We start from the raw sequence: 23875 nt of genomic DNA, 5'->3' as shown, positions 1-23875 counted from the left end.
AATCCGAGGATTTGGAGCAAAGTCAAATGACAGCAATTACATTCAACCTCAACCGCATTATTCAACTCAATGACGAGCAGTTTTACCAAATATGTCAAGAAAATCCTGGAGTTAAATTTGAGCGCAATGCTAAAGGAGAAATCATAGTTATGCCACCCACAGGCGGAGAAACAGGAAAATTTAATATAGAAATTGGTGCTGATTTTGTCATCTGGAATCGCCAAGCCAAATTAGGTGTATGTTTCGATTCTTCCACCTGTTTTAAATTACCCAATGGTGCAAATCGTTCTCCTGACGTAGCGTGGATAAAAAAAGCAAGATGGGATGCACTCACACCAAAACAACAACAGAAATTTCCCCCAATAGCACCAGACTTTGTATTAGAGTTAATGTCCCCCAGCGACGACTTAGAAGAAATTAAAGCCAAAATGCGGGAATATATGGATAACCAAGTAAAATTAGGTTGGTTAATTAATCCCCAAACCAAACAAGTAGAAATTTATCGTCAAAATCAGCCAGTAGAAATTCTCGATGCTCCTACGCAACTATCAGGAGAAGATATCCTCCCAGGATTTATTTTAGATTTGGGGATAGTTTGGAATTAACCTGCTGCTTGAGTGATGGGAATTTCAATCACAAACTCCGCACCGTTTCCTGGTTCTGAATGACAATATAATTTACCTTTATGTTTATCAACTACGATTTGATAACTAATAGATAAACCCAAACCTGTACCTTTACCTACACTTTTAGTAGTGAAGAAAGGATCAAATAACTTGGAAACCACTGTGGCAGGAATTCCCGTACCATTATCTGCAATACTAATTCTTACCCAATTACTATGAATAACTTCAGTCCGAATTGTAATTTGTCCCTGTTCACTCATACATAAGCTTTCCAAAGCATCAATAGCATTACTCAGAATATTCATAAATACCTGATTAAGCTGTCCAGGGTAACATTCCACCAGAGGTAATTCACCATACTCCTTAATTACCAAAATTTCTGGATGGTCTGGTTTAGATTTCAAACGGTTGTGTAAAATCATCAAAGTGCTATCAATTCCCTCATGAATATCCACATCTTTAAATTCTGCTTCATCTAAGCGAGAGAAATTGCGGAGTGAGAGAACAATTTCGCGGATGCGTTGAGTTCCGACACGCATAGATTTCAGGAGTTTAACTAAATCTTCCTTTAAAAAATCAAATTCAATATCAATTAATGTTTCTTGAATTTCTTCTGGTGGATAAGGATAATATATTTGATACAATCCCACCAAGCGCAACAAATCTTGGGCGTATTCACTAGCAGGAATTAAATTGCCATGAATAAAGTTAACAGGATTATTAATTTCATGAGCTACACCTGCAACCATATTACCCAATGAAGACATTTTCTCACTTTGAATCAGTTGAGCTTGGGTAAGTTGCAATTCCCGTACAGTATTTTCTAAACTTTCAGCTTGTTGTTGCAGCTTAATTTCGGCTCGTTTACGTTCTGTGATGTTGGTTGATACCCCTAAAATTTGCTTAACTTTACCATCAGCATTGCGATTAAAAGGTGTTTCGCGACTGTATAACCAACACCATTCATTATTCTTATCTTGAACACGAAATTCAAATTCTACAATATCACCGTCATTAGCAGTGAGGAATTTTTGGTGATAAATGGCGATTTTGGCTAAGTCTTCTGGGTGTAGAATATTGAAGAGTAACTTGTCTCCCATCTTCTGCACTTCTTCCACAGAATAGCCAACCAGACTATAAAGTTCTCGGTTGGCGTAAACATTACGTTGTTCTTCTAAATCAAAAATATAGATCAGATTAGGCGTAGAATTAGCGATGCGCTGAATTAAATGTTGACTTTCTCTCAGTGCGGCTTCAGCTTGTTTACGTTCTCGAATATCACGAGTAATAGTAGCAAAATACAAAGGTTCGTTCGTTTCTGAATTCTTCAGAATGAACATATTGTAATCAACATTAATCACTGCTCCGGTTTGAAAGTGTCGGAAGCGAATCTCTTCTTCCCACATCCCATATTTTATGACTTTAGGAATGATAGATTGCTGGACATATTCTCTATCTTCTGAAAAAAAGAATTCAGATATTTTTAAGTCTTCAGGGAATGATGGATGTTCTAACCCCACCATTCGTTTGCCAGCTTCATTCAGAAATATAGGTTTGCCTTCAAGAGTCGCAAAACCAATAAAATCACTACTATTTTCAATTACTGAGACAAATAATTGGCGTTCTTGTTCAGCTTTTTTAGGTTCAGTAATTTCTGTTGATGTGACAACAATTTGAGAAATGCGAGAATTATCATCCCAAAGCGGTGTAGCATTAATCAACCACCAAGTTTCTACTTCTTCATAGCGGAAAGATTCCTCAAAGAATATGCTTTTTTTCGATTGAATACAATCTTTATAGTGTTGAAGATAGCGATTAGCCATTTCTTCAGGGAACACCTCAGTAATTTTTTTATCCAAGCAAGCTTCTAAAGGTATGAGGCTATTTTTTAACATGGCAGGATTAAATCTCACCAACCGAAAGTCTGCGCCATCATCCAAAACGTCCAAAACACAAATACCGTAATCTACACCTTCCCAGATACTTTGTAAGAATTGCGCCTGCTGTTGTAGCTTTTGTTCTGCTTGTTGGCGATCGCGTAGTGCAGCTTGTTGTGCGGTAATATCTAAAAGATAACCATACCAAACCACTTCTCCCTCTTGGCGGCGTTCTGGTTTAGAAACTGCCCTCACCCATCTCTGTTCGCCAGTAGTGCTAATGACACGCCACTCATGTTCAAACTTTTGCAGAGTTTGGGCAGAAACAGACATTGCAATTTGAACATGAGGTAAATCTTCAGGGTGAATATCTGCAAGAGATATAGACGAATCATTTTCTAACTCTTCTGCACTTCTACCTGTGATGTCTTGACATCCAGATGAAACATAGGAAAAAAACTGTGTACCATCGGGTTGGAGATGAAATTCATATAGCATCCCCGGCACATTGTCTGCTAATCTTTGCAATCTTGCTTCACTCTCCAATAAAGCCTTTGTTCGTTCCTCAACTCTGGTTTCTAATTCTTCATTCAAGCGTTTGAGTTCGGCTTCGGCTTGTTTGCGTTCCGTAATATCTAACATGACACCACAAAAGATGACTTCCCCTTGATGATTTTTCGTAGGAGTTGAGTCGCCTTGCCACCAACGAATCTCACCATTAGGCTTTACCAAGCGTCCCTCATAATGCCACGGAGTCACATTTTCGATAGCCTCCATAATAGAAGCAATCGTGCTTTGAATATCTTCTGGATGGATAATAGCAAAAAAACAGTCTATATCCTCCATCATTTCTAAAGCAGTAATTCCAGCCAATTCCCAAATAAAGTCACTAACATAATCTATTCGCCAAACACCATCACAATATGTAAATTGATAAATTGCTCCTGGTAAATTATTGGCAATATCCTGCAACCGTCGTTCACTATTGGCTAAAGCTATCTCTGCTTGTTTACGTTTAGTAATTACTTCCGTAAACATCACTGTACCGCCCACTGCGCCCGAATATTCGTACCAAGGATGTATTTCCCACCTCACCCAGTCAGTGGTGCCATCTAGGCGAATAAAAGCATCTTCATCGCATTTTTCAATTGCGCCACTCAAACAACGTTGGTGAATTGTCTGCCAAAATGGGGAGACTTCCGAGCAGAATTCATAATGGGAATGACCGATAATATCTTGATTACCTAAGCCTAAATTTTCGCGCCAACGACGGCTAGCCAGCAAGTAGCGCATTTCTCTGTCAAAAACTGCGATCGCTGCCGGTGTATATTCCATAAATAAGCGCATCTGTTCTTGGCTGACTTTCTGCTCCTCATCTGCTACTAGTTGGCGTAGCTGTTTTAACTCCTCCTGTAGAGCTTCATACGTATTTCTATCTACGGTTATCAGATGATCAGCCATAGTTGCGCCACTTCCTGATTCAGAGTTTGCTGGTAACATCACTATCTATGTTTCCCAATCTCTGGCTCATAGCATCAAGTCAATAGTCATTAGTCATTAGTCATTAGTTATTAGAAAGCTATACAGCAGTTTGCAAATAGCCATAAAATTCAAGATACAGTACCTCTTTTTCCTGTTGCTGCAAGATTAATCACTATTTCTAACTTAAGATTTCTCCTATTTGATGTTGAATTAACAACTGTTTTAATGTTGCATTTTCAGCTTTCAAAGCTAAAATTTCAGCTTCTAATTCGCTAATTCTTTCTTTTAGAGCTTCCTTAGAAGTACCTTGTCGATGAATTACTACCTCCTTATAAATTTCTAAATTGGTATCTTCATTCATCCATCTTTGGTAAGTCTTGGTATGCTCTTGCACGCTATGCCCCATGTAATCAGCCATAGTTTTAATTGGCACACGTAAACGATGCCCACGAATAGCATAGGCATGGCGCAAATCATAGGGTCTAAAATTTAAATTACTATTCCTAAATCGGACGTAAAGTTTGGCTGTTCGATTACTCAACTTACCTTCATTAAAAGGTAATCTAATATTCTTTAGCTGAAATAACTCTACCCACTGAGGATGTAAGGGAGGAATCCCACAACTGCGTTCACCTGTTTTTGTTCCTTCCGTTAAACTTGGATTCAAATTCACTAAATTAAATGTATTATTGGGGTTGATAAATACCTCTAAATCAACGGCAAATAGTTCATGAGGCCTTAAGCCATAAGTCGCTAACATTCCATAAGCCCATTGCCATTGTTCTGGCTGTGTCAGGTTATCTTTACTTGTGTATACTGATAACGGCATACCCATTTGTAAATAGCCTTGAATGATTTCATCATCTGAAGGAATTTTGCGGATAGTTGGTTGGGGTTTAGCCGTAGCATAGGCATAAATAGTTTTGGACTCGTCGAAACCACAAAAATCACAGAATTTTTTGAGTTGCCATACTAAGAAAAACCGTGATGACGTATTGGGACGAGTTTTTTCTAAAGCTTCTTCTAAGGCTTGTGTACATAGCGGGACATCTGGAGGGAGTTTTTTTAGATGTCGGAGATAATGACTGTCCCAAGTTTTAATACCACGCCTATTCTGTTCGTGAGTCTTCCAGAATTCTCGCTCATAGTCTTGAATTAACTCCGAAATAAGTTTCGTTGACTTACCCTGATTTATCGGTTCTATTCTCTGGGCTTGCTTACCTAGTAACTCTGGAGTCCATTGAAATTGTTTGGTGATTAATAATAAATCTAATTCTCTAGCCTTTAACACTGCCATTTTTACCCCTGCATCGTTAGCAGTAAAGCCACAAGAGATTGTGTATTGTTTATTAGGACTACCTTGTTTACCAACGTCTCCAGGTTTACAAGGAAAAGTACCCTGTAAGCCGATAGTTTTGGGACTGGTGAGTTTTAATTTAATCTTGACTCTATCTAAATACAAAGCTGTATTAGCTTGTTGAACAGCATATTTAATACGGAGATATTCGCGTTCTAACTTAGCTTGTTCATCAGCACTTGAATGTTTAGGTTTCCATAGCTTCCATTTAGAAGCATCCCATTGTTCAATCGGTATACCTTCCCATTCAGAATTGCGAGGGTTAAAAGTATTTGCAGGCATAATAGGGACGAGAAAACATTAAATCAGACTAGAAACTTAGGTGAGTAGAACACTTGAGAGTGTGGCACATCATACCCAAATCATCTGTATTCTACATTTTAAAATAAGATTATTTTTATATTATTACTAATATTAAAGTAGTAGAATTGAGCTAGAAAGTATGGGATTTTCTGCGGAATAGATAGTAGTAAAACTGAAGTTAAGAGAGAAGATACACAATTAAAGTTTTAGATTATGACTCCCAGATATTTTTTACCACTAATCATTGCCGCGATCGCAGCTACCACCGCTAGCTGCACCAACAACCTCCCAGAAGCCAGCACAACACCAAATACCATATCTTCTACCCCAAACCAAAGCATGGCTCAACTAAGAGCCAAATCCAACGGCGTTCAATCTCCCAACGACACCTCAAAAGCTATCTCCAGTAAGACGGTAAATGTCACTTTATATACTAGTGATGTACAGTGCCAGGAATTTGTCCCGCAAACAGTCACAGTACCAGCCACAGAACCCTTAACTAATGCCGTAGGTAGAATCATAGAAGAACAAGACACGGCTGATTTTAGCGTGTCTGGTTATCGAGTCAGAGTTAAAAATGGCGTTGCTACCGTTGATTTAAGACTTGCACCCCAATCTAAACGTCAATTCGCCTCTCTTTCTAGCTGTGAACAATTTGCCCTTTTTGGTAGTCTCCGCAAAACACTTACTAGTAACTCTCAGTGGAAAATTCAAGAAGTTCGCTTTACCAATAAGGGCGAAGAAATTGTACTTTAGTTATTTTTGGTTAAACCAATTCTAAATCAGCAACAGTAGAAAAATCTAGTAACGCCTCTCCCAGATTCTCTAACTGTTCCAGCGATAATTCGTGAATTCGCTCGATGAATGCAGCATCAATTTCACCAATCCGGCGATTAAGTTGACGTAGTATTAAATCTTGTTTTCCTTCTTGCTTTCCTTCCTGCTTGCCTTCTCGTTTTCCTTCTTGTCTTCCTTCTTGCCTTCCTTCTTCTTTAGCTTGTTCTCTATCTCTTTGATACAGTGGTTCTAATCGCATAATTAACTCCCTATCATCCGCTTCTAATTCTTGATTGACTTTTAAGTTTTCGCGCAAATTATAAACTAGTTCCAGTGTCGCTCTTTGGTTGCGAATTGCGAATTGCGAATTGCGAATTGGTTTTATCGTCAGATTCTAACCACCTGTATCCTCACTTCCCGTCTTTTTTAACCACTGTTCCACAAGTTCAGCCACAATATCACTCATTTGTCTCTCCTGCGCCACAGCAGCCGCTTTTAATTGGCGATGGAGTTGCTTAGGTAAGTAGATAGTTGTCCGCGCATAAGCTGGATCTGTGCTTTTAGTGGTAGAAGTGGGTGTATCTGATGTTGGCTGTGGCTGATCTCGCTGTTGACGACTGCGCGCTGCATCAATTAAATCGTCAAAACGACTGGTTTTTTTCTTATTATTCACGGTAAAATCTCCTTCCCTACTTCGGTGTAACACCGCCAAGCTATTTGTGAGTAAGCATCTTTGACTAAATTCACCGGCACGCCTTCTAAAGCCGCACGTTGAAAGACAGCTAATCGTCGAATTCCAGATTTAAATACAGGTAAGCCTGCATTTAATAGGGTTGTTCTGGCTTCTTCTCCTGCTTTATTGGGATGTGGTGGGATAATTGTTAGCAAGATTTTATACTTTACTTTTAAATTTCTCAGTAAATCCACTATTTGTAACGTTGCAGCTAAAGCGATCGCATCTGGAGTTGTCGGGATGACTAATAAATCACATCCTTTAGCTAGGGTTTTTAGCTCATCTGGATCTGGACGCGCTGGGGTGTCAATGACTATATGCTCATAAAGCCTAGCTAAACTTACCCCCTGCTGCTCATCAGCCACTTTAAATGGTAAAGAACCACGATTTGACCAATCTAAAGCGATACGGTTTAAATCACCATCTATCAGAAGGGTATCAGCTTGATTTTGGAAATATGTAGCTAAGTGTAAGGCGGTTGTTGACTTCCCCACACCACCTTTGAAAGCCGCCACCGTAATAATCATTTCATTCTGCAATGGAAATAATTTTCTGATTGTCGCACATCTAAGTATTTAGACATCTAAATATTTAAACTTTTAGATGTTTTGTAGTTAAAATAAAAGTATATAAAAAATATATAGCTAAAATATTTAGATACTAATATTTTGCATATAGATATTTAATGCCTAAAATTTATTCAGTAAAATGTAGTGTTTTGAGTAAATTAATACAACAATAACTAAGTACAAGAATCCTGAAAGCCAAGACCGCTTTGTAAAGGCGTATTACGTTGATAGACAGGGGATCTGAAAAGTTTTACAATTTGACTGAAAGTAGTAAATCTACTTATTGCTTCATCAACCCCAGCATAGTTAAAGATTTTCTAGTGATTCAGCTAGATCACAAAATCGCGCTATTAATATAAGAAAGTCTTGATGAGAGGGTAATAAACCAATGGATGTAAAGCTGATTCTTGTTGGGTTAACCGTTATATTTTCTATCTCGTGCCTATTCTTTGGTACGAAAAATGGGTTTTATGATTCTGATAACTATCACGGTAATGGCTCTGCCCATTGATCACTCAAGGTTAAAGGCCAGTTCCCCTGCGCCTTTAAACTGAGGTCTATTTTAATCAGGGTTTCCCAACCAGTGAGCGTTTGCAAAAGGTATCCTCCCCAATCAACAATCCATTTCTTTAGGGTTGAGAGGCAAAATGTCAAACTTACCCCTAAGCTACAAAAGCAAAACTCTTAGCAATGTTGGCTTTTGGGAAATGTCAAAGATAATGAGATTGGATGGGAGAAAAAAATGAGGGATAATTTGTCAGCATACTCCCAAGCTGACACTGCGGAAACTTCAACAGAATTGGAATGCTTTCCTTACAGTGTTCAGCATCAAGATGAGGGTGTATGCCTGTTGGTGCGGATGGGGCCACATCGCATCCTGCTAGACTGTGGTTTAGCGGACATTTCGTCCTTACAAAAAAATGTATCGCCATCATCCAAGCTACCAGCAGATTTAGTTTTAGTCTCTCATGCCCACCCAGACCATGCTAGAGGTTTACTCTCACTACACCAAGTCTTCCCTAGTTTACCCATTTGTGCCAGTGAAGTAACCAGCAAGCTGCTGCCTTTAAATTGGTTAGAACAAGAGAAAATCCCCCAGTTTTGTCAAGCATTGCCATTGCGATCGCCCATTGAACTACAAAAAGGGCTAGTCGTAGAACTCTTTCCCGCAGGACATTTACCAGGGGCTGTAGCAATTCTCCTCACATACACCACAGCCCAGCGTGTATATAAAGTCCTATACACAGGAGATTTTTTCCTATCCAACTCTCGATTAGTAGAAGGTTTACGGTTAGAAGAACTGCGGGGTTCAGATGTCAACGTGCTGATTGTGGAAGGGACTTACGGCACATCGCGCCATCCCCACCGCCGTCATCAAGAAAACCAACTCGCCGAACGCATCAATCGGGCGATCGCAGACGGTAGTTCTGTGCTGTTACCCACACCCGCATTAGGTTTAGGGCAAGAACTATTAATGTTATTACGTTCTCATCACCATTTCACAGGCAGAGATTTAGATATTTGGGTAGATGGTGCGGTGGCTAGAGGATGTGATGCTTATCTGGAACTATTACCTTACTTACCATCATCAGTCCAAAACTTTGCCCGTCATCAACCCTTATTTTGGGATGAGAGAGTCCGTCCCCGTGTGCGGCGGTTACAAACAGAACATCGGAATCAGATAGGCAAATCACCCTGCATCATTCTCACAGATATTGCAGCAGACTTGAGCCAATACTGCCGCGCCGAAACAGGCCATTGGCTAATATTACTCCCAGAAAAAATTGATGTCAGCGTCAGAAAAAAATATGCTGCACCCACAACCATAGAAAGCTACTTACTAGCACAGCACAGCGATGGCCCTGGCACAACCCAGTTAATTCATAATTTACGCCCCCAACACGTCGTTTTTGTACATGGTTCAGCCGCCTACTTAGCAGACTTAACCAGTTTAGAAGAATTACAAAACCGCTATCATTTACATTCCCCCCTAGCTGGTACAACGGTAGAACTGCCTATTGGCGATACCTTCTTACAACCAGCCGCCCCAGAGGCAAATTATCAAGGTGAAGTCACCGAATTAGATACAGTCATCAACATTAGCCTACCCGATACCATTACCGGCGACCCCCGTTGGCGACAATTTGCCGATACTGGATTAATAGAAGCCCGTTGGCAAGGAGAAGAATTAGTATTGAGAGGATTAACACCCAGAGAACTATTAAATCAAAACAGCGATCGCTATATTATCCCCGACGTTGACTGCTGCGGAACTTGCCGACACCAAAGAGGACAACGCTGCTGGAATCCCGCTTCCCCTCTATATAACTTTAGAGTCACACTAGAAGGTTATTGTCCAGCTTTTGAAGAGAATCAATGAGAAGTAATGAGTAATGAGTGCTGAGTAATGACTATTGACTATTGACTATTGACTATTGACTATTGACTATTGACTATTGACTATTGACTATTGACCATAAAATTAATACCCCCTGATGGCGTTGCTTCAGCAATCAGGGGGTGACTATAGGTGGTAGACTATAATTTGTTCTGTATAGTTGATTACGATTCGATTCTAAAACCTAAATCCATCTTTGACCACTATAATAAGTAGAATTAATATGATTTTTATCAGTTCTTTATAACTGCTTCATTCTCGTTATCTACTGAGAAATCTAAATATTAGACTGTAGCCATACCATCAATTAGGATTTGTCATCCCTGAAAATACTTAAAAAAATATAAAATTTACCTTCCTCAGAACTCAAAATCATACACTTCGGCAGTATAGCGGGGTTTTGAAGCTTCATTGTTAGCTAGCGATCGCACTTAGTCCTGTTATGCTCTCAACAGAATATTTACAGATAACCGTACATACGGATAGTGTCTGATTCAGGACACTTTGGCAAATAATTAATAAATGTACACAAATTCTATTTAGTTAGTATCTATGTCTATTAAAGTTGGAGACACTGCCCCAGATTTTACTCTACCCAATCAAAATGGCTCAACAGTTAGTCTGAGCGATTTTCGGGGTAAGAAATCAGTAGTGTTGTACTTTTACCCCAAAGATGAAACACCAGGATGTACAGCAGAATCCTGCGCTTTCCGTGACCAATATGAAGTTTTTCAAGGTGTTGGTGCTGAGGTCATCGGTGTAAGCGGCGATTCTAGCGAATCTCACCAGCGATTTGCGGCTAAATATAATCTCCCTTTTACACTCTTAAGCGATAAAGGCGACAGAGTACGGAAGCTATACGGCGCGACTGCGGCTTTCGGCTTGTTCCCTGGTCGGGTAACTTATGTCATTGACCAGCAAGGAACTGTACAGTATGTATTTGACTCCATGTTGAATTTCAAAGGACACGTTGACGAAGCGTTGAAAACACTACAACAGCTTGCAGCGAAATGAGTGCTGAGTGCTGTTAGCGGTAGCGCGGCGTTTAGCCGTTGCTGAGTGCTGAGTGGGAAGTGGGAAGTGGGAAGTGTACTAGTTATTAGTGATCGGTTTTCTCCCCCTGCTTCCCCAATCCCCAGTCACCAGTCCCCAGTCACCAGTCCCCATCTACTACCAAAAATATTGGTCTTCTAGAACCGTGGTTTCGCGGGTGGAAGAGTCGTATTTGAGGAGATATTCACGGGCGATCGCTTCATTTTTGCGTAGTGTTTCGACTTCTTTTTTACCGATTTCTGTATCAGTGGAAAGCAAAATAACTTGATGACTAGCTGACGGGAAGTATTTTTCTACTAGGTTGTTGCGGTGTGAGGAATCGAGTCTACCAAGGGGTGTGTCAATCGCTACTGGTAGACGAAAGCCTGAGACTTTGGCGAGTCCCCAGAGGAAAGCGATCGCGAGTAGTTGTTTTTCCCCCGCAGACAGGCGATGTTTGGGGACTGGTTTACCTTTGAAATCATATAGGGACAAACTAAAGGTTTTGGTGTCAATGGTAATGGTACGCACTAAATCAGATTTATGTAGTAAATAGAGGAAACAATGCTTTACCTCCTCCTCTAATTTATTCAGTTTTCTCAAAGTTAATTTTTCACGAAATAGCTTGAGGGTTGCTTGCACCTTCCCAACGGATGCAATGATATGTTCTCGATTTTTTCTATCAATATTTGTATCAGTGTATTCCTTTAACTCTTTCTTTGTCTGCTCAATTACACCCTCTAATTCTGTTAATTTACGTTGGGTAATTTCAGCTTTCGCCTTAGATTGAATCACCTGCTTTTGTGCATCTTCCACCGCATCCCTCAGTTTTTGATATGCTTCTGGTTCTGCGGCTGTTTGTACTTGTCTTTCTAAAGTAACAATTTCTTCTTCTACCGCTTTCAAATTAGCTAACTGCTGTTGAGCTAATTTTTGAGCATTCTGTAGATGATATCTGACATTATCTAATTGACTCAAACTTTCTTCATCAGCTAATAACCAAGGTGCTTCTGATGGGGAATTGCTTGTATATAAATTCTCTGTATCTTCTTTCAGGAAAGATTGAATTTTTTCTACTTGTTCTAAATCAATAGTTAATTGACTCAGCCAATTAATTAAACGTTTATCTCGCTCAATTAAAACATCCTTAGCTAATTGGATTTGTTGATAGCGAAATTCCTTTGCTCCTTGTGCTTGGACTTGATTGAGTAAATTGGGGATGAGGGCTAAAGGTAAAACATCAGCAGCTAATTCACACATAGACTGTCTGAGGGTTTCTGCTGTCGCTATTTTATCTTTTTTCTGTTGTTCTAAATGACTGCGATCGCTAGCAATTTTACCACCCTCAGACATAAACTTATCTAAAGCTTCTCGCTGTTTATTTTCTAATTCTGCAATTAAATCATTCAGCGTTGCTAATTCTGCTTGGATTGCTTGATAGTTTTCCTGATATTGCGTCAATCTAGCTTCAATTTCTTCTAAATTAGCTAAATCTTTAGTATCAGCGATTTCCTTGCGTTTACGGTTAACTAAGATTTCCAAATCTACAGCTAACCTATCAGCCAATTCTAAACCCAAAAGTCCGCGAATAGCTTCGACTACAATTGGTGGTGGTGTTTCCTGTTCTGCGAGTTCTTTAACTTGTTCCCCATCAAACAAAAATAAATTAGAAATACCTAACGGGAGTAAATTTTCTATATAATCATCCCAAATATTGACTAAGGACTCAGGCCAGGTGTCATCATCACCCAAAATTCCTAGTGTATCTTTACCATCTTTAGGATTTTTTGTCCAATAACGCACAATCCGATATTTGACTGGTTTATCATCTTCAATATGTTCAAAGAGTAGTTCAACTCTAGTTTTGTCCGCAGGGTTAGCTTTACTATTAACGCATTGAGTCAAAAAATCACTATAACTCAAGCTACCCCGCGTAGAACATTGCGCCCGTTGTCCATACAAAACCAGGCGAATAGCATCCATCAAGGTGGTTTTTCCCCCACCATTCATTCCACCTAATAAAATAATTGGATGGTAGTTTTCCTCACTTCTGGTATCGAGATTGATGACTTGTCTACCACAGTAAGGCCCAAAGTTTTCTAATACGAGTTCTAGGAATATCATTATCTATAATTCAACCCTTGGTAGGGAATTTTGTTTACCATAAAGTGTAATTTACCTGAGATTTTACCTCATACAGACTCTCAGGATAAGAAAAGCTATTAACTTTTTATTTTTGGACATTAAACTGGGACATAATTATTTTTTGAATTTCATATTTCTCCAATTTAAAGACTTATCGTTTTCTTTCTTACTTTCATCCACAGCATCACCCAAAGTTAACTGCTTCACCTTCTCCTTTACTGTGGCTATATCACCTTGAATCACGGCTTCTCGTAAGTCGCGTTTTAAATGAGCATTCTTAATAGCTTCCTCTGGAGAACGTGAACTAGTATCAAAACATTTCTCTAAGCTATCGTAGATTCCTACGCGCTTACTTTTCTTTTTAAACTGGCGTTCTGTATCTAAAAGTTTCGCCATTAATTCCAAGTGCATATCGTCAGAGACACAAATTTCTTCTAACACAGACCATTCATCACTACCTAGTAATTTATGGTCAGCACCAGGACGAGGATCTTTGAATTCTTCACCCGTTACTTCTTGATATATGCGGGGTAGACTATCATCAAACTCGTGTCGCTCTTCTAACCAAATACGGCGGATTTCACTCAATTCTTCTAAAGTTATGAGAGTAATATCACGCATATTTTCTGGTGCTGTTTGACGTAGTTGTTTTTCGATTGTTAGTAGTTTTCTTAGCCAATCTTCTCTCGCTTCTTTAATATAAGGGCCAGGAATAGGCTCAACAGATATTTCTCCTTCTAGATTACGATCATATAATTGCACTAATCCATTTCTGCGGCGGAAATCTCGGCGATCGCGAGTTTCCTCTGCATCCAATTCTTTGCGAAAATCTAGTAGAGGTTGCATCCATTCTTTTTCTTCGTCATTCTGAATCATCGCAGCTAATGATTTATCTTGACTCACTAAAGTACAGACCCAACAACCAAAACGAGAGCTTCCACAACTAGGTGTAGTTGTATCCACAACTAAGGGACATTCATTATCAGCAGACGCACCTCGATACATAGCAAATAAGTCTTTATTGCTATATTTCCAAGGATTTTCCCACTGCATTAAATAAATCCAAACCTCATCATTTTGCCAATCTTCAATCGGGCTATAAACTAAAGAATTGGGTAAATTCATATTAGGGCTAAGATGATCACGCACCCGTTTAGCTTCTAATTTTTTCATTCTGTTAGCACGTTTTGTGCTTTCGGCTTTGCGCGTACCTAAAACAACAATTGCTTCTCCACTGGCTCGGATCACATCCCGAATAAAGCGATTTGACGGGTTAATTTTCAGGCGTTCTGTACACCAACGAAATTTCCCTCTTGGTGCTGGATAACCTTTACCAATTAAACCCACCCAAAAAGTTTCTTTAAAATCTGGCTGTAACAAATGAGGTTCAAATGGTAATCCTTGCGCTTGTGCTTCAGATTTCATCTGTTTAATCGAATTACGTACCCAAGCAGCAACGATAGGATTTTCTACCAATGTGTCTGTAGTGATCACATATATTTTCTTAGTGCGTTTTTCTGGAGGAAGAGCTGCGATCGCATTCCAAACCAACTGTAACGTCGCAGTGCTATCCTTTCCACCCGAATAACCGATAACCCAGGGAATCGCATCCAAACAATACAATTCTTGAATTTCAGTGGTGAGAGCTTGGATATCTTCCACAAACTCTGATACAGTACGTGTCTGCTGACCTTTAGTTTCTGATTTTTGTGCTGTACTCATTTCTCCCTCCTTCTGAAAACAAGATTGTCACCTCATTTATTACACCAAGTCAAACACAAGTTATGACAAGACAGGCAAGATTAGCCCACACAGATATAAATCCGTGTAGGCTGAATTCCTCTCAATTTGAGGTGCAAAACTTGATGAGCCTGCTGGAAACAGCAAATTTTTGATCTTTCTTCTTATATATATTTACTGCAATTTTTAAAAAATTTACAATTACTGCGTATTTTTTTTAGAAAATTTTTATTTTATAGATTGGAGTTTTCAAAAACTAACATGAATGATAGTACATTTGATCCAACAAACGAGCTAGCTAAAGAGTATTTAGAAAGGGAAAACAAGGAAAAACAAGTATTATCTCTACTTTTAGGTAATTTTTTAGACAAAAAAGATCATATTTTAGTTCAAAAGACTGAAATGGGCGGAACAGAAGCTTATATTGGTTCTGTGACTTTAGAATGGTTTGCTGGTAGGGTTCACTTCGCCTCTGGTTTGCCCCTACTCCAAAAAAAGCACAATCCAGAGACGGATAATATTGAAATTGATGCTGATAGTATCGACGAAATTCAGCAGCGTCCCCTTGACTGGTCGCGCCAAGCACCTTTAGTTCAATATTTAGCTGCGAGAAAAAATCATAAGTTTCCCCCAGTGCTGGTGGTTATTAATCAACCTTGGGTAGATAACCCCAAAGCACCAGAATGGGATAGTGAAGGGCGGGCGAAAAAATCTACCACTGACTTTACCCCTTTAGATAAAGATGGGAAAGTCGGGTTGCTGAATGTTTCTGAAGATAACGTCACCATTTATGCGCTAGATGGTCAGCACCGTTTAATGGGTGTACAAGGGTTGATGGAGTTAATTAAAACTAGTAAACTCCAGCGATATAAGAAAGATAAAACAGCAGATGATAGTTTAATCACCCTTGCAGATTTAACACAACAGTATCAAGTAGACCCTGCTTATCTACAAAGCTTACCTAAAGAAAAAATTGGGATTGAATTCATTTGTGCGGTGAATGCTGGGGAGACACGCACTGAAGCTAGGCGGAGGGTAAGGTCAGTTTTTGTTCATGTTAACTTAATGGCTGCGCCTTTAACTAAAGGTCAATTAGCACAGCTAAATGAAGATGATGGTTTTGCTATTGTGGCGCGAAAAATTGCAGTTACTCATCCAATTTTAGAACAAAAACCAAATCGTAACCCTCGCGTTAATTGGAATAGTGCAACAGTAGCGACGAATTCCACAGTCTTGACGACACTACAAGCATTACAAGATATGTCAGAGAGATACTTGGGTCACAAGTTCCCTCACTGGAAACCCTTTGAGAAAGGTTTGATTCCCATGCGTCCAGAAAATGAAGAAATTGAGCAGGGAATTGAGGAATTCAAAAAACTTTTTGATAGTTTGGCAAGCCTACCTAGTTATAAAATTTTGGAACATGAAGATACACCAGTTTTAAGAAGGTTTAGTTTTGAAAAAGGTGGTGGTGAAGCTAATATTCTTTTCCGTCCCGTTGCTCAAGTTGCTATAGCGCAGGCTTTAGGATTTCTAGTGTTTAAAAAGGGACTTTCATTAGCTAGCATCTTTAAGAAATTGAGGAAGTTTGACCAGCAAGGAGGGTTTACGGGTATGGAGTATCCCCAGTCTCTTTGGTATGGAATTTTATATGATCCCAATAAAAAGCGGGTGCAAGTTTCTGGAAAAGATTTAGCCGCTAAGTTATTAATTTATCTGTTGGGAGGAATTTCAGACCCAATGGAAATTGCAGGACTTCGTAAAGCTTTAGCCAATGCTAGAACAGTAGAAGACAGAACCATAGGTTTTAATGGTGAGTTTGTCGAACCTAAAGAAGTAGGTCTTCCACCGCTTATATAAAGGACAGCTTTAAATATATATCTCCCTTAGAGTTTTCACTGATTTCATCACTCTTAAACACGGTTTAGTATAATTAATACATTCACTACAATTATACTACCGATTTTATGGTCAACATAAACCAGGATAGTGCTAATACCATTTCCCCAAAAGTTCAAGCTGAGTTTAATAGCTTTCTTGAACCTTTTTTTTCTAAATATCATCGTGAGCGTTGCTATCCTGGGCTAATATTTAAGCAGGGTAAGCGCACAATGCTACAGATTAATGTACCTGCAAGTGATTTTTCTGGATTGCTTCAAGCAAAACCGTCTACTGGAAATGATCCTGATTCTGGTAAAAATCGTCCAGAAGTAAAAGGTCATGCTGAAGAAATTAAACATTATATAGTTGAACGTGCTAAAAAAGATAAACCTTGGATCGTAGGAACTTTGACGGCAAATGTTAATCCGAAAGATATCGCAGTTATTGAATTAGGTAGAGGTATTTGTCTAGTTGTAATTCGGCGTGGAGTTAAATTAGATATTACTGATGGACAACATCGCAAACGTGCAATTCATGAACTCATAGAGGGTGCAGAAAGTAATTTGATTAGTGACGATGATTTTCCAATTACTCTAGTTTTAGAGGGTGACTTTCGTCAATGTCAGACAGATTTTAGAGACATGGCACAAACTAGACAGTTGGATAAATCATTGTTATTATCATTTGGAGACTTTTCTGGCAGAGTTGGCATTACTAAAGAATTAATACAAAGAGTGCCAATGTTTCAAGGTAAGACAGAAAAGATTAAATCTTCTCCTGCTACTAAACAAAAGCTCATTTATACAACTAACTTTATAGCTAGATTTGTCAGTTGTGTTTTTACTAACGATCCCAATAACCAACTGCGAGATCATGACGTTTATGAAGCCTCGGATGCTTTAGTGATTTGTCTAAATCAATTCTTTTCACAATGCAGCAATACAGAGTATATTTTCGATACAAGTGCAGAAGAATTGACAGAAAACGAAGTGGCTGAATTTAAAGACGACTGTCTTTTAGGTGTAAGTGTGGGCTTGGAAATTTTAGGACGTTTGTTATATTACACCTATTCTCAAGCAGATAACTATTTTCATGAAGGAAAAGTCTTGCAACTGTCGCAGATTAATTGGTCAAGAGAGAATCCATTGTGGAGAGACAATGTAGTAAGAATAGACGCGAAACCAAAGAATCCTGATAAACCCTATAAATTATCAACTGCGGCGAATGCAGTTAACGATGCGGTCAAGATGGTAGTAAGTGAATTGCAATGGATGTAAGAGATTATTGTTTATAGTCTCACTCAATTTGATTAAAAGAGGAATTTGCTGAGATCAAATTCCTCTTCCTGTTCATCTTTAGACGTTCTTTCGTAACAGAGAAATAATAAAATTCTCTCGGTGTAATCAACTGCTCCCCGCAACTCAGTTTGAAGTATTTCTAATCCGCCATTAGCATATTCTTCAAAAATGCTATTACGTTGAGTCTCATATCCTTCTTCATAAATGGATAAAATATTAATATCATGAGTTTCAGTCATTCCCAGTAATTTAATTACTACATCACTCCCAACTGAAGCAAAGTATTCTAATCTAATTGGTGATGGTTCTCGTTTAGAAATTTCGCCCAAGGGTACACGCTTTTTATGCTTTGCACCTAACGCAGCAGCAAAGACAATCACATCAGCAAATGTTTGAAAAGGCCCTGTACTACCATCTGAAGAGGTTAACGCTTTCACTAACTCAGCTTTATCTTTAGCAACCCTGATTCTACCCGTTTCTGCCATGAATGATATTGATAATCGCTTTGTAGCTATATTAGCCGAAAAGTAGAAGTAATGCCTAGATTTGCTGAGTTAGAGAAAGCTTAGGACTGATTATTTCATCAAGAATCAGCAACCTGTCAAAATCTATGGGGTGGAGTCCTACCCGTAGCAAAATAATCACATTTATCTCTTCGGCAACATTATTCCCTATTTTTTGGGTTGAGGGGGTGAGAGACTAAGAGGGAAAATGTTATGTATTCACTTTTAATTATTTATGACTAGTATTTCCACTGCACAGGTTAAGCTACAACAACATCGAGAACAATTCCCAGCTTTAGCGAATAAGCGTTATTTTAACTATGGTGGACAGGGGCCAATGCCTCAAGCCACAATAGACACGATCGCACAAACTATATCCCATATTCAGCAGATTGGCCCCTTTGGGAGTGAGGCTGGTGCTTGGTTAACAGCGCAAATGCCCACCGTCAGAAAAGCGATCTCCTCAGAATTAAGCGTTACACCTGATACAATCTCTTTTACAGATAATGTCACCGTAGGTTGCAATATTGCTTTGTGGGGAATACACTGGCAAGCAGGCGACCATCTTTTACTGTCAGACTGTGAACATCCTGGGGTTGTTGCTGCTAGTCAAGAAATTAGTCGTCGGTTTGGAGTGGAAGTTACAACTTGTCCTTTACAAGCAACTTTAAATGATGGCGATCCTGTAGCTGTTGTTGCTCAAAATTTACGTCCTCAGACGCGCCTAGTCGTACTCAGTCACGTTTTTTGGAACACTGGTCAAGTGCTACCTCTAGATAAAATCGTAGAGGTATGTAAAAACAATAATTCTCTCGTATTAATAGATGCAGCCCAATCCGTTGGTGCTTTACCTTTGAACTTAGCAGAATTGGGAGTAGATTTCTATGCCTTCACCGGTCACAAATGGTTATGTGGCCCCGAAGGTGTGGGGGGTTTGTATGTGCGTCCAGAAAGTCTAGAAAGTCTGCATCCGACTTTTATCGGTTTATATGGAATTATGGTGGATAGCCAATCTCGACCAGTGAACTGGAAACCAGATGCCAGACGCTATGAAATATCTACCCCACCTTACCCATTATATTTAGGTTTGCGAGAGGCGATCGCAATTCATCAACAATGGGGAACACCGCAGGAACGTTACAGCCAAATTTGCCATAACAGTGAATATTTATGGCGACGTTTAACCGCATTACCCCATGTCAAATGTCTCCGCACAGCACCCCCAGAATGCGGTATAGTCTCCTTTCAACTGACCAATCACCAACCCCTAAAATTATTGCAGTTTCTCGACACTCAAAAAATATTAACCCGCACCCTTGCCGATCCCAGTTGTATCCGCACCACCGTCCATTATTTGACTTTAGAATCGGAAATTGACCACCTAGTTGAAGCAGTAGAAAAGTTTTTGGTCAATAGTCAATAGTCAATAGTCAATAGTCAACAGTCAATAGTCACTACTCATTACTCATTACTCATTACTTCTACCTTGTCCCCAGTCCCCAATCCCCAATCCCCAATCCCCAGTCCCCAGTCCCCAATCCCCAATCCCCACAATGCAACGTCCAATCCTATACGTAGCCATTACCAATCACGGCTTCGGCCATGCTACACGCACCGCATCTGTAGCAGCAACAATTCAAAAGTTGTGTCCAGAAGTGCTGTTAATTATGGTGACTACTGCGCCTCGGTGGTTGCTGGAGTGTTACATCGAGGGTGATTTTATCCATCGTCCCCGCGCTTTTGATTTGGGTGTGGTGCAAGCTGATAGCTTAAATATGGATAAGGAGGCGACTTTGGCGAGGTTGCTGGAGATTAAAAAGCAGCAAAATTCCTTAATTGCTTCAGAAGTGAATTTTATCCGTCAAAATCGAGTGCAATTGATATTTGCAGATATTCCGTTCCTCGCGCCATTATTCGCTCAAAAAGCAGGTATACCTTGCTGGATGATGAGTAATTTTGGCTGGGACTTTATCTATCGTGACTGGGGTGGGGAATTTGTGGCTATTGCTGATTGGATAAGTGAATGTTATCAAAAGTGCGATCGCTTGTTTCGTTTACCCTTTCACGAACCTATGCCAGCCTTCCCCCATATTACCGATGTCGGCTTAACTGGTGGTACTCCCCGTTACACAGCCGAAGCAATTCGTACTATTTGGGGGATCACCGCACCTCCAGAGAAAACTATCCTACTCACCTTCGGCGGCTTAGGTTTACAACAAATTCCTTACGATAACCTACACCATTTTCCCGACTGGCAATTTATTGTCTTTGATCAGTCTGCCCCTGATTTACCGAATTTAATCAAAATTAATGACCGCAAATTTCGCCCAGTCGATTTTATGCCCATCTGTGGGAGAGTAATTTCTAAGCCTGGTTACGGCACATTTTCGGAAGCGACTTTATTAGATGTACCTTTAGTTACAATTCCCCGTGATGATTTTGCGGAAGCAGCCTTTCTTTTAGAAGGCTTAGTAAACTACAACTCTCATCAAATTGTCAAACCAGAGGAATTCTTTCAAGGTAACTGGGATTTCTTAAATCAACCATTACAACCACCACAAAAACCACACCCACTAGCCAAGGATGGCAATCAAGCGATCGCCCAAGCTATGATTAATTACCTCCAGACTCATCAATATAAGTAGCCGTCATCAACTGATAACAAATTTATCTGCGTATATCTGTGTTCATCTGCGTTTCATTATTGTCGTTTGTACTTCACTAAGACAATGCACAACGTTTTGCTACCTCTTGAACTACTAAGAGGAATTGACGCAGCAAAATCGCATCATTTGGTGCTGGCTCTAACAAATCCTTGAGATCCGCCCGCCGCCACATCACTGCTATTTGTCGAGCAAAGGGAACGTCGCGCAGTTCTCGGTACACCACTCCTTGACGTTGAAGCGTTTGTATGTTGTCAGGTAGAATCGACACCCCTGCGCCTGCTGCAACTAAGCTGAGATTGATTACCATCCAGGTGGCTTTGACAGTTTCCAGCAATGTCGGCTTGAATCCCTGCATCTCAAATTGTGATAACAGGACTTTGTAGGAAGGTACAGCATCAAGCGGGGGCAAAATCAGATGTTCGTGCTTGAGTGCAGCAAGCGGAATGTAATTAAGTGCCGCCAAGGGATGAGATTCTGGCAATGCAACCACAAAAGACTCTTGCATAATCGGGAGAAAGTTCAGAGTGGAATCATCTGAATAAGGATTAGGCAGATGTTCAAACCCAACATTGACGGAAGTATCTCGTAGTCCTTGGATCATTTCCTCAATCGTCATAGCGCGCAGTTCCAATTCCACTTTCGGATAGCGATCGCGAAAAGTTTTGAGAATATCGGGAAGTAAACTATTAGCGATCGCCGTGTTGACTACCACAACCAGTTTGCCAATTTCGCCACGACTGGCTTCCTGTGAGTTCGTTACCGCCTGTTCAAGCGCAGTCATGGCAATTTTTAGCTCAGTAAAAAACACCTTTCCTGCCACAGATAACACCGGAGGACGACGAGAACGATCAAACAATTCCACACTCAACGCCGCTTCCAAAGCTGCGATCGTTTTACTGAGGTAGGATTGCTCCACATTTAAACGCACAGCCGCTTTACTAAAGCTTTTCTGCTCACCTGGTTCTGCAACCAGCTCCATAAAATACTGTAGCTGGCGCATTTCCAGATGTTTCCAGATTTTTGGGGTCATTTTCCCGCAATAATATAATCAAAACATCATATTAATATGATTAAAATCACCTTACTAACATATTCATAATTTCCTAAGCTGGCTTTCATTAACTCATAACCTGCAACTAAAAGATTGTTTATGACATCTAGCCGCTTAGATCGAGATATAGAACTAACGCCTGCGGTAAAAGCTCAAGAATCCGCAATTTCTGCTCAAATCATCGCGTATTGTCATGAAGTCCTTGATCGCAGTCGCTTTTTTTGCCTACTCAAAGCAGGTGCGATTACTCCACCAATCATCCAATATGCTTTTCTCCAGTACCATCATTGGCGCGATCGGCTGCATAGATGGTTCGGCTTGTGCATCGTCAAAGCTGACAGTTGTACTGACCCAGACCAAAAATCTGCAATTATGTCTTTAGCAGATCACACCTTTACCGACTTGCAAGATGGTCATAGTGAGATGTACGTGGAATTTCTTCACGATTTGGGATTGAGCGATGCTGACATTATGGCCAGTCAACGAAGTGCTGGGACTGCATCCTACGAACGTTCATTTTTTGATGAATTCGGCTACGAAAGCGATAACTTTTACGAAGCACTAGCTGCTTTGAGTGGTCGGGAACTGTGCGTATCAATCCGAAATGCCAGAATTCTCCAATCTTACTTTGATGCTCATAGTCTGAAGCATCCGACTTGGTTAAGTCTACACGCAAAATTAGAGGTGAATCATTTTCAAGATTCTATTCGTCCGGTACTAATTCACTACGATGGGGATGCAACCAAACAAAAGCACATCATCAAAGCCGTCGAAGGTGGAATCAGCCGACATATACAATATTTCGATGATCTGCTGCATGAGTATGAATTTCCAGCCGATATTGAGCTTCACAATCTAATTTGATTCTCTAACCAAGCCATAAAATATCATGGAAGCAGAAATCAAAGATGTAAATATCTCTAATGGTCAATTATTGACACCTTTTCAACGCCAATTATTACTGAAAATTTTGACAGAAGATTTACCAGAATTATATCGCCAACGTATCCAAATTATGTTGTTAGCAGATGAAGGTAAATCACAAACAAACATCTGTCGTACCTTGGGATGCTGTCCTGCTACAGCCAGACATTGGATACATATTGCTCGCAGTGGAATGGCGCATCAATGGCAAACTTCCCCCATTGGTCGTCCAAAAGCCGTCAATGAGGAATATTTAGAACGGTTAAAAACACTAGTTAGTGATAGTCCTCGTAATTATGGTTATGGTTTTCGACGGTGGACAGCAAACTGGTTAAGTAAGCATTTAGCTAAAGAATTCGGCTTTCAGTTGAGTGATTGTCATATCAAACGCTTACTCAAAACAATGGGTTTATCAACAAAATCCAAACCTTTGCTCACCGCAGAAAATTCATCTCATCTATCTCAAAATTCACAGTTAAATACATAATAATTTATGTGCAAGCGATGGGAATC

18 protein-coding genes and 1 pseudogene are annotated in these 23875 nt (G+C 39.8%); 10 read left to right on the top strand and 9 right to left on the bottom strand.

Annotated elements, in window-relative coordinates; all coding sequences use genetic code 11:
- The first annotated feature begins 26 nt into the window (after window positions 1-26).
- Window positions 27-605: a Uma2 family endonuclease gene (locus ACQFX9_RS19250; RefSeq protein ID WP_427157738.1), complete on the top strand. Its 579-nt coding sequence runs from the start codon at window positions 27-29 to the stop codon at window positions 603-605.
- Here ACQFX9_RS19250 and ACQFX9_RS19245 read toward each other — a convergent pair.
- Both ACQFX9_RS19245 and ACQFX9_RS19240 read right to left on the bottom strand, forming a co-directional pair.
- The gene (locus ACQFX9_RS19245; RefSeq protein WP_427157737.1) at window positions 602-4003 is read right to left on the bottom strand and encodes a PAS domain S-box protein; all 3402 of its coding nucleotides are present in this window, start codon (window positions 4001-4003) and stop codon (window positions 602-604) included. The two genes, ACQFX9_RS19250 and ACQFX9_RS19245, sit on opposite strands and share 4 nt — an antisense overlap.
- A gap of 160 nt (window positions 4004-4163) precedes the next feature.
- Complete coding sequence (locus tag ACQFX9_RS19240) at window positions 4164-5624, bottom strand: integrase (RefSeq protein ID WP_427157735.1); 1461 nt, start codon at window positions 5622-5624, stop codon at window positions 4164-4166.
- A gap of 234 nt (window positions 5625-5858) precedes the next feature.
- On the opposite strand from ACQFX9_RS19240, the gene ACQFX9_RS19235 reads away from it, so the two are divergent.
- Window positions 5859-6401 (top strand): hypothetical protein, encoded by a 543-nt coding sequence (locus ACQFX9_RS19235; protein ID WP_427157733.1) that lies wholly within the window; start codon window positions 5859-5861, stop codon window positions 6399-6401.
- Here the strand turns inward: ACQFX9_RS19235 and ACQFX9_RS19230 are convergent.
- The 3 genes and pseudogenes from ACQFX9_RS19230 to ACQFX9_RS19220 form a co-directional block, all read right to left on the bottom strand.
- Window positions 6402-6768 (bottom strand): annotated as a pseudogene (locus ACQFX9_RS19230) (DUF4351 domain-containing protein); the annotation flags it as partial.
- A 48-nt stretch (window positions 6769-6816) separates the two neighbouring features.
- Window positions 6817-7095: a CopG family transcriptional regulator gene (locus tag ACQFX9_RS19225; RefSeq protein WP_236143456.1), complete on the bottom strand. Its 279-nt coding sequence runs from the start codon at window positions 7093-7095 to the stop codon at window positions 6817-6819.
- A complete protein-coding gene (locus ACQFX9_RS19220; protein ID WP_427157731.1) occupies window positions 7092-7682 on the bottom strand; it encodes a ParA family protein in 591 nt (196 codons plus the stop codon). Before ACQFX9_RS19220 ends, ACQFX9_RS19225 begins: the two co-directional genes overlap by 4 nt.
- 784 nt (window positions 7683-8466) lie before the next feature.
- On the opposite strand from ACQFX9_RS19220, the gene ACQFX9_RS19215 reads away from it, so the two are divergent.
- Window positions 8467-10104, top strand: a complete 1638-nt coding sequence (locus ACQFX9_RS19215; protein ID WP_427157729.1) for an MBL fold metallo-hydrolase — start codon at window positions 8467-8469, stop codon at window positions 10102-10104.
- A gap of 570 nt (window positions 10105-10674) precedes the next feature.
- Window positions 10675-11136 (top strand): peroxiredoxin, encoded by a 462-nt coding sequence (locus ACQFX9_RS19210; RefSeq protein ID WP_427157727.1) that lies wholly within the window; start codon window positions 10675-10677, stop codon window positions 11134-11136.
- Window positions 11137-11292: 156 nt separating this feature from the next.
- Here the strand turns inward: ACQFX9_RS19210 and dndD are convergent, their stop codons facing one another.
- Both dndD and dndC read right to left on the bottom strand, forming a co-directional pair.
- Window positions 11293-13278 (bottom strand): DNA sulfur modification protein DndD, encoded by a 1986-nt coding sequence (gene dndD, locus ACQFX9_RS19205; protein WP_427157726.1) that lies wholly within the window; start codon window positions 13276-13278, stop codon window positions 11293-11295.
- 135 nt (window positions 13279-13413) lie between these two features.
- The gene (gene dndC / locus ACQFX9_RS19200) at window positions 13414-15021 is read right to left on the bottom strand and encodes a DNA phosphorothioation system sulfurtransferase DndC (protein ID WP_427157724.1); all 1608 of its coding nucleotides are present in this window, start codon (window positions 15019-15021) and stop codon (window positions 13414-13416) included.
- A gap of 279 nt (window positions 15022-15300) precedes the next feature.
- Here dndC and ACQFX9_RS19195 point away from each other — a divergent pair, with 279 nt between their 5' ends.
- A complete protein-coding gene (locus tag ACQFX9_RS19195; protein WP_427157722.1) occupies window positions 15301-16899 on the top strand; it encodes a DGQHR domain-containing protein in 1599 nt (532 codons plus the stop codon).
- A 107-nt stretch (window positions 16900-17006) separates the two neighbouring features.
- Window positions 17007-18197: a DNA sulfur modification protein DndB gene (locus tag ACQFX9_RS19190; RefSeq protein ID WP_427157720.1), complete on the top strand. Its 1191-nt coding sequence runs from the start codon at window positions 17007-17009 to the stop codon at window positions 18195-18197.
- A gap of 32 nt (window positions 18198-18229) precedes the next feature.
- Here ACQFX9_RS19190 and ACQFX9_RS19185 read toward each other — a convergent pair whose 3' ends face one another.
- Complete coding sequence (locus ACQFX9_RS19185; RefSeq protein ID WP_427157719.1) at window positions 18230-18703, bottom strand: DNA phosphorothioation-associated protein 4; 474 nt, start codon at window positions 18701-18703, stop codon at window positions 18230-18232.
- A gap of 253 nt (window positions 18704-18956) precedes the next feature.
- Between ACQFX9_RS19185 and ACQFX9_RS19180 the strand changes: the two genes are divergently transcribed.
- Window positions 18957-20144, top strand: coding sequence for an aminotransferase class V-fold PLP-dependent enzyme (locus tag ACQFX9_RS19180; protein WP_427157717.1), 1188 nt, complete (start codon window positions 18957-18959; stop codon window positions 20142-20144).
- A gap of 130 nt (window positions 20145-20274) precedes the next feature.
- On the top strand, window positions 20275-21366 hold the full coding sequence (locus tag ACQFX9_RS19175; protein WP_427157716.1) for a glycosyl transferase: 1092 nt from the start codon (window positions 20275-20277) through the stop codon (window positions 21364-21366).
- Between the two features lie 76 nt (window positions 21367-21442).
- On the opposite strand, the gene ACQFX9_RS19170 is transcribed toward ACQFX9_RS19175, so the two are convergent.
- Window positions 21443-22366: a LysR substrate-binding domain-containing protein gene (locus ACQFX9_RS19170; protein WP_427157714.1), complete on the bottom strand. Its 924-nt coding sequence runs from the start codon at window positions 22364-22366 to the stop codon at window positions 21443-21445.
- A 171-nt stretch (window positions 22367-22537) separates the two neighbouring features.
- Here ACQFX9_RS19170 and ACQFX9_RS19165 point away from each other — a divergent pair, with 171 nt between their 5' ends.
- The gene (locus ACQFX9_RS19165; RefSeq protein WP_427157712.1) at window positions 22538-23302 is read left to right on the top strand and encodes an iron-containing redox enzyme family protein; all 765 of its coding nucleotides are present in this window, start codon (window positions 22538-22540) and stop codon (window positions 23300-23302) included.
- 25 nt (window positions 23303-23327) lie between these two features.
- A complete protein-coding gene (locus ACQFX9_RS19160) occupies window positions 23328-23849 on the top strand; it encodes a helix-turn-helix domain-containing protein (RefSeq protein WP_427157710.1) in 522 nt (173 codons plus the stop codon).
- The last annotated feature ends 26 nt before the right edge of the window (window positions 23850-23875 follow it).

The sequence above is a fragment of the Aliinostoc sp. HNIBRCY26 genome (genome assembly GCF_050235535.1).
Taxonomy (GTDB): Bacteria; Cyanobacteriota; Cyanobacteriia; order Cyanobacteriales; family Nostocaceae; genus Trichormus.
This window is presented reverse-complemented; position numbering and strand designations above follow the sequence as displayed.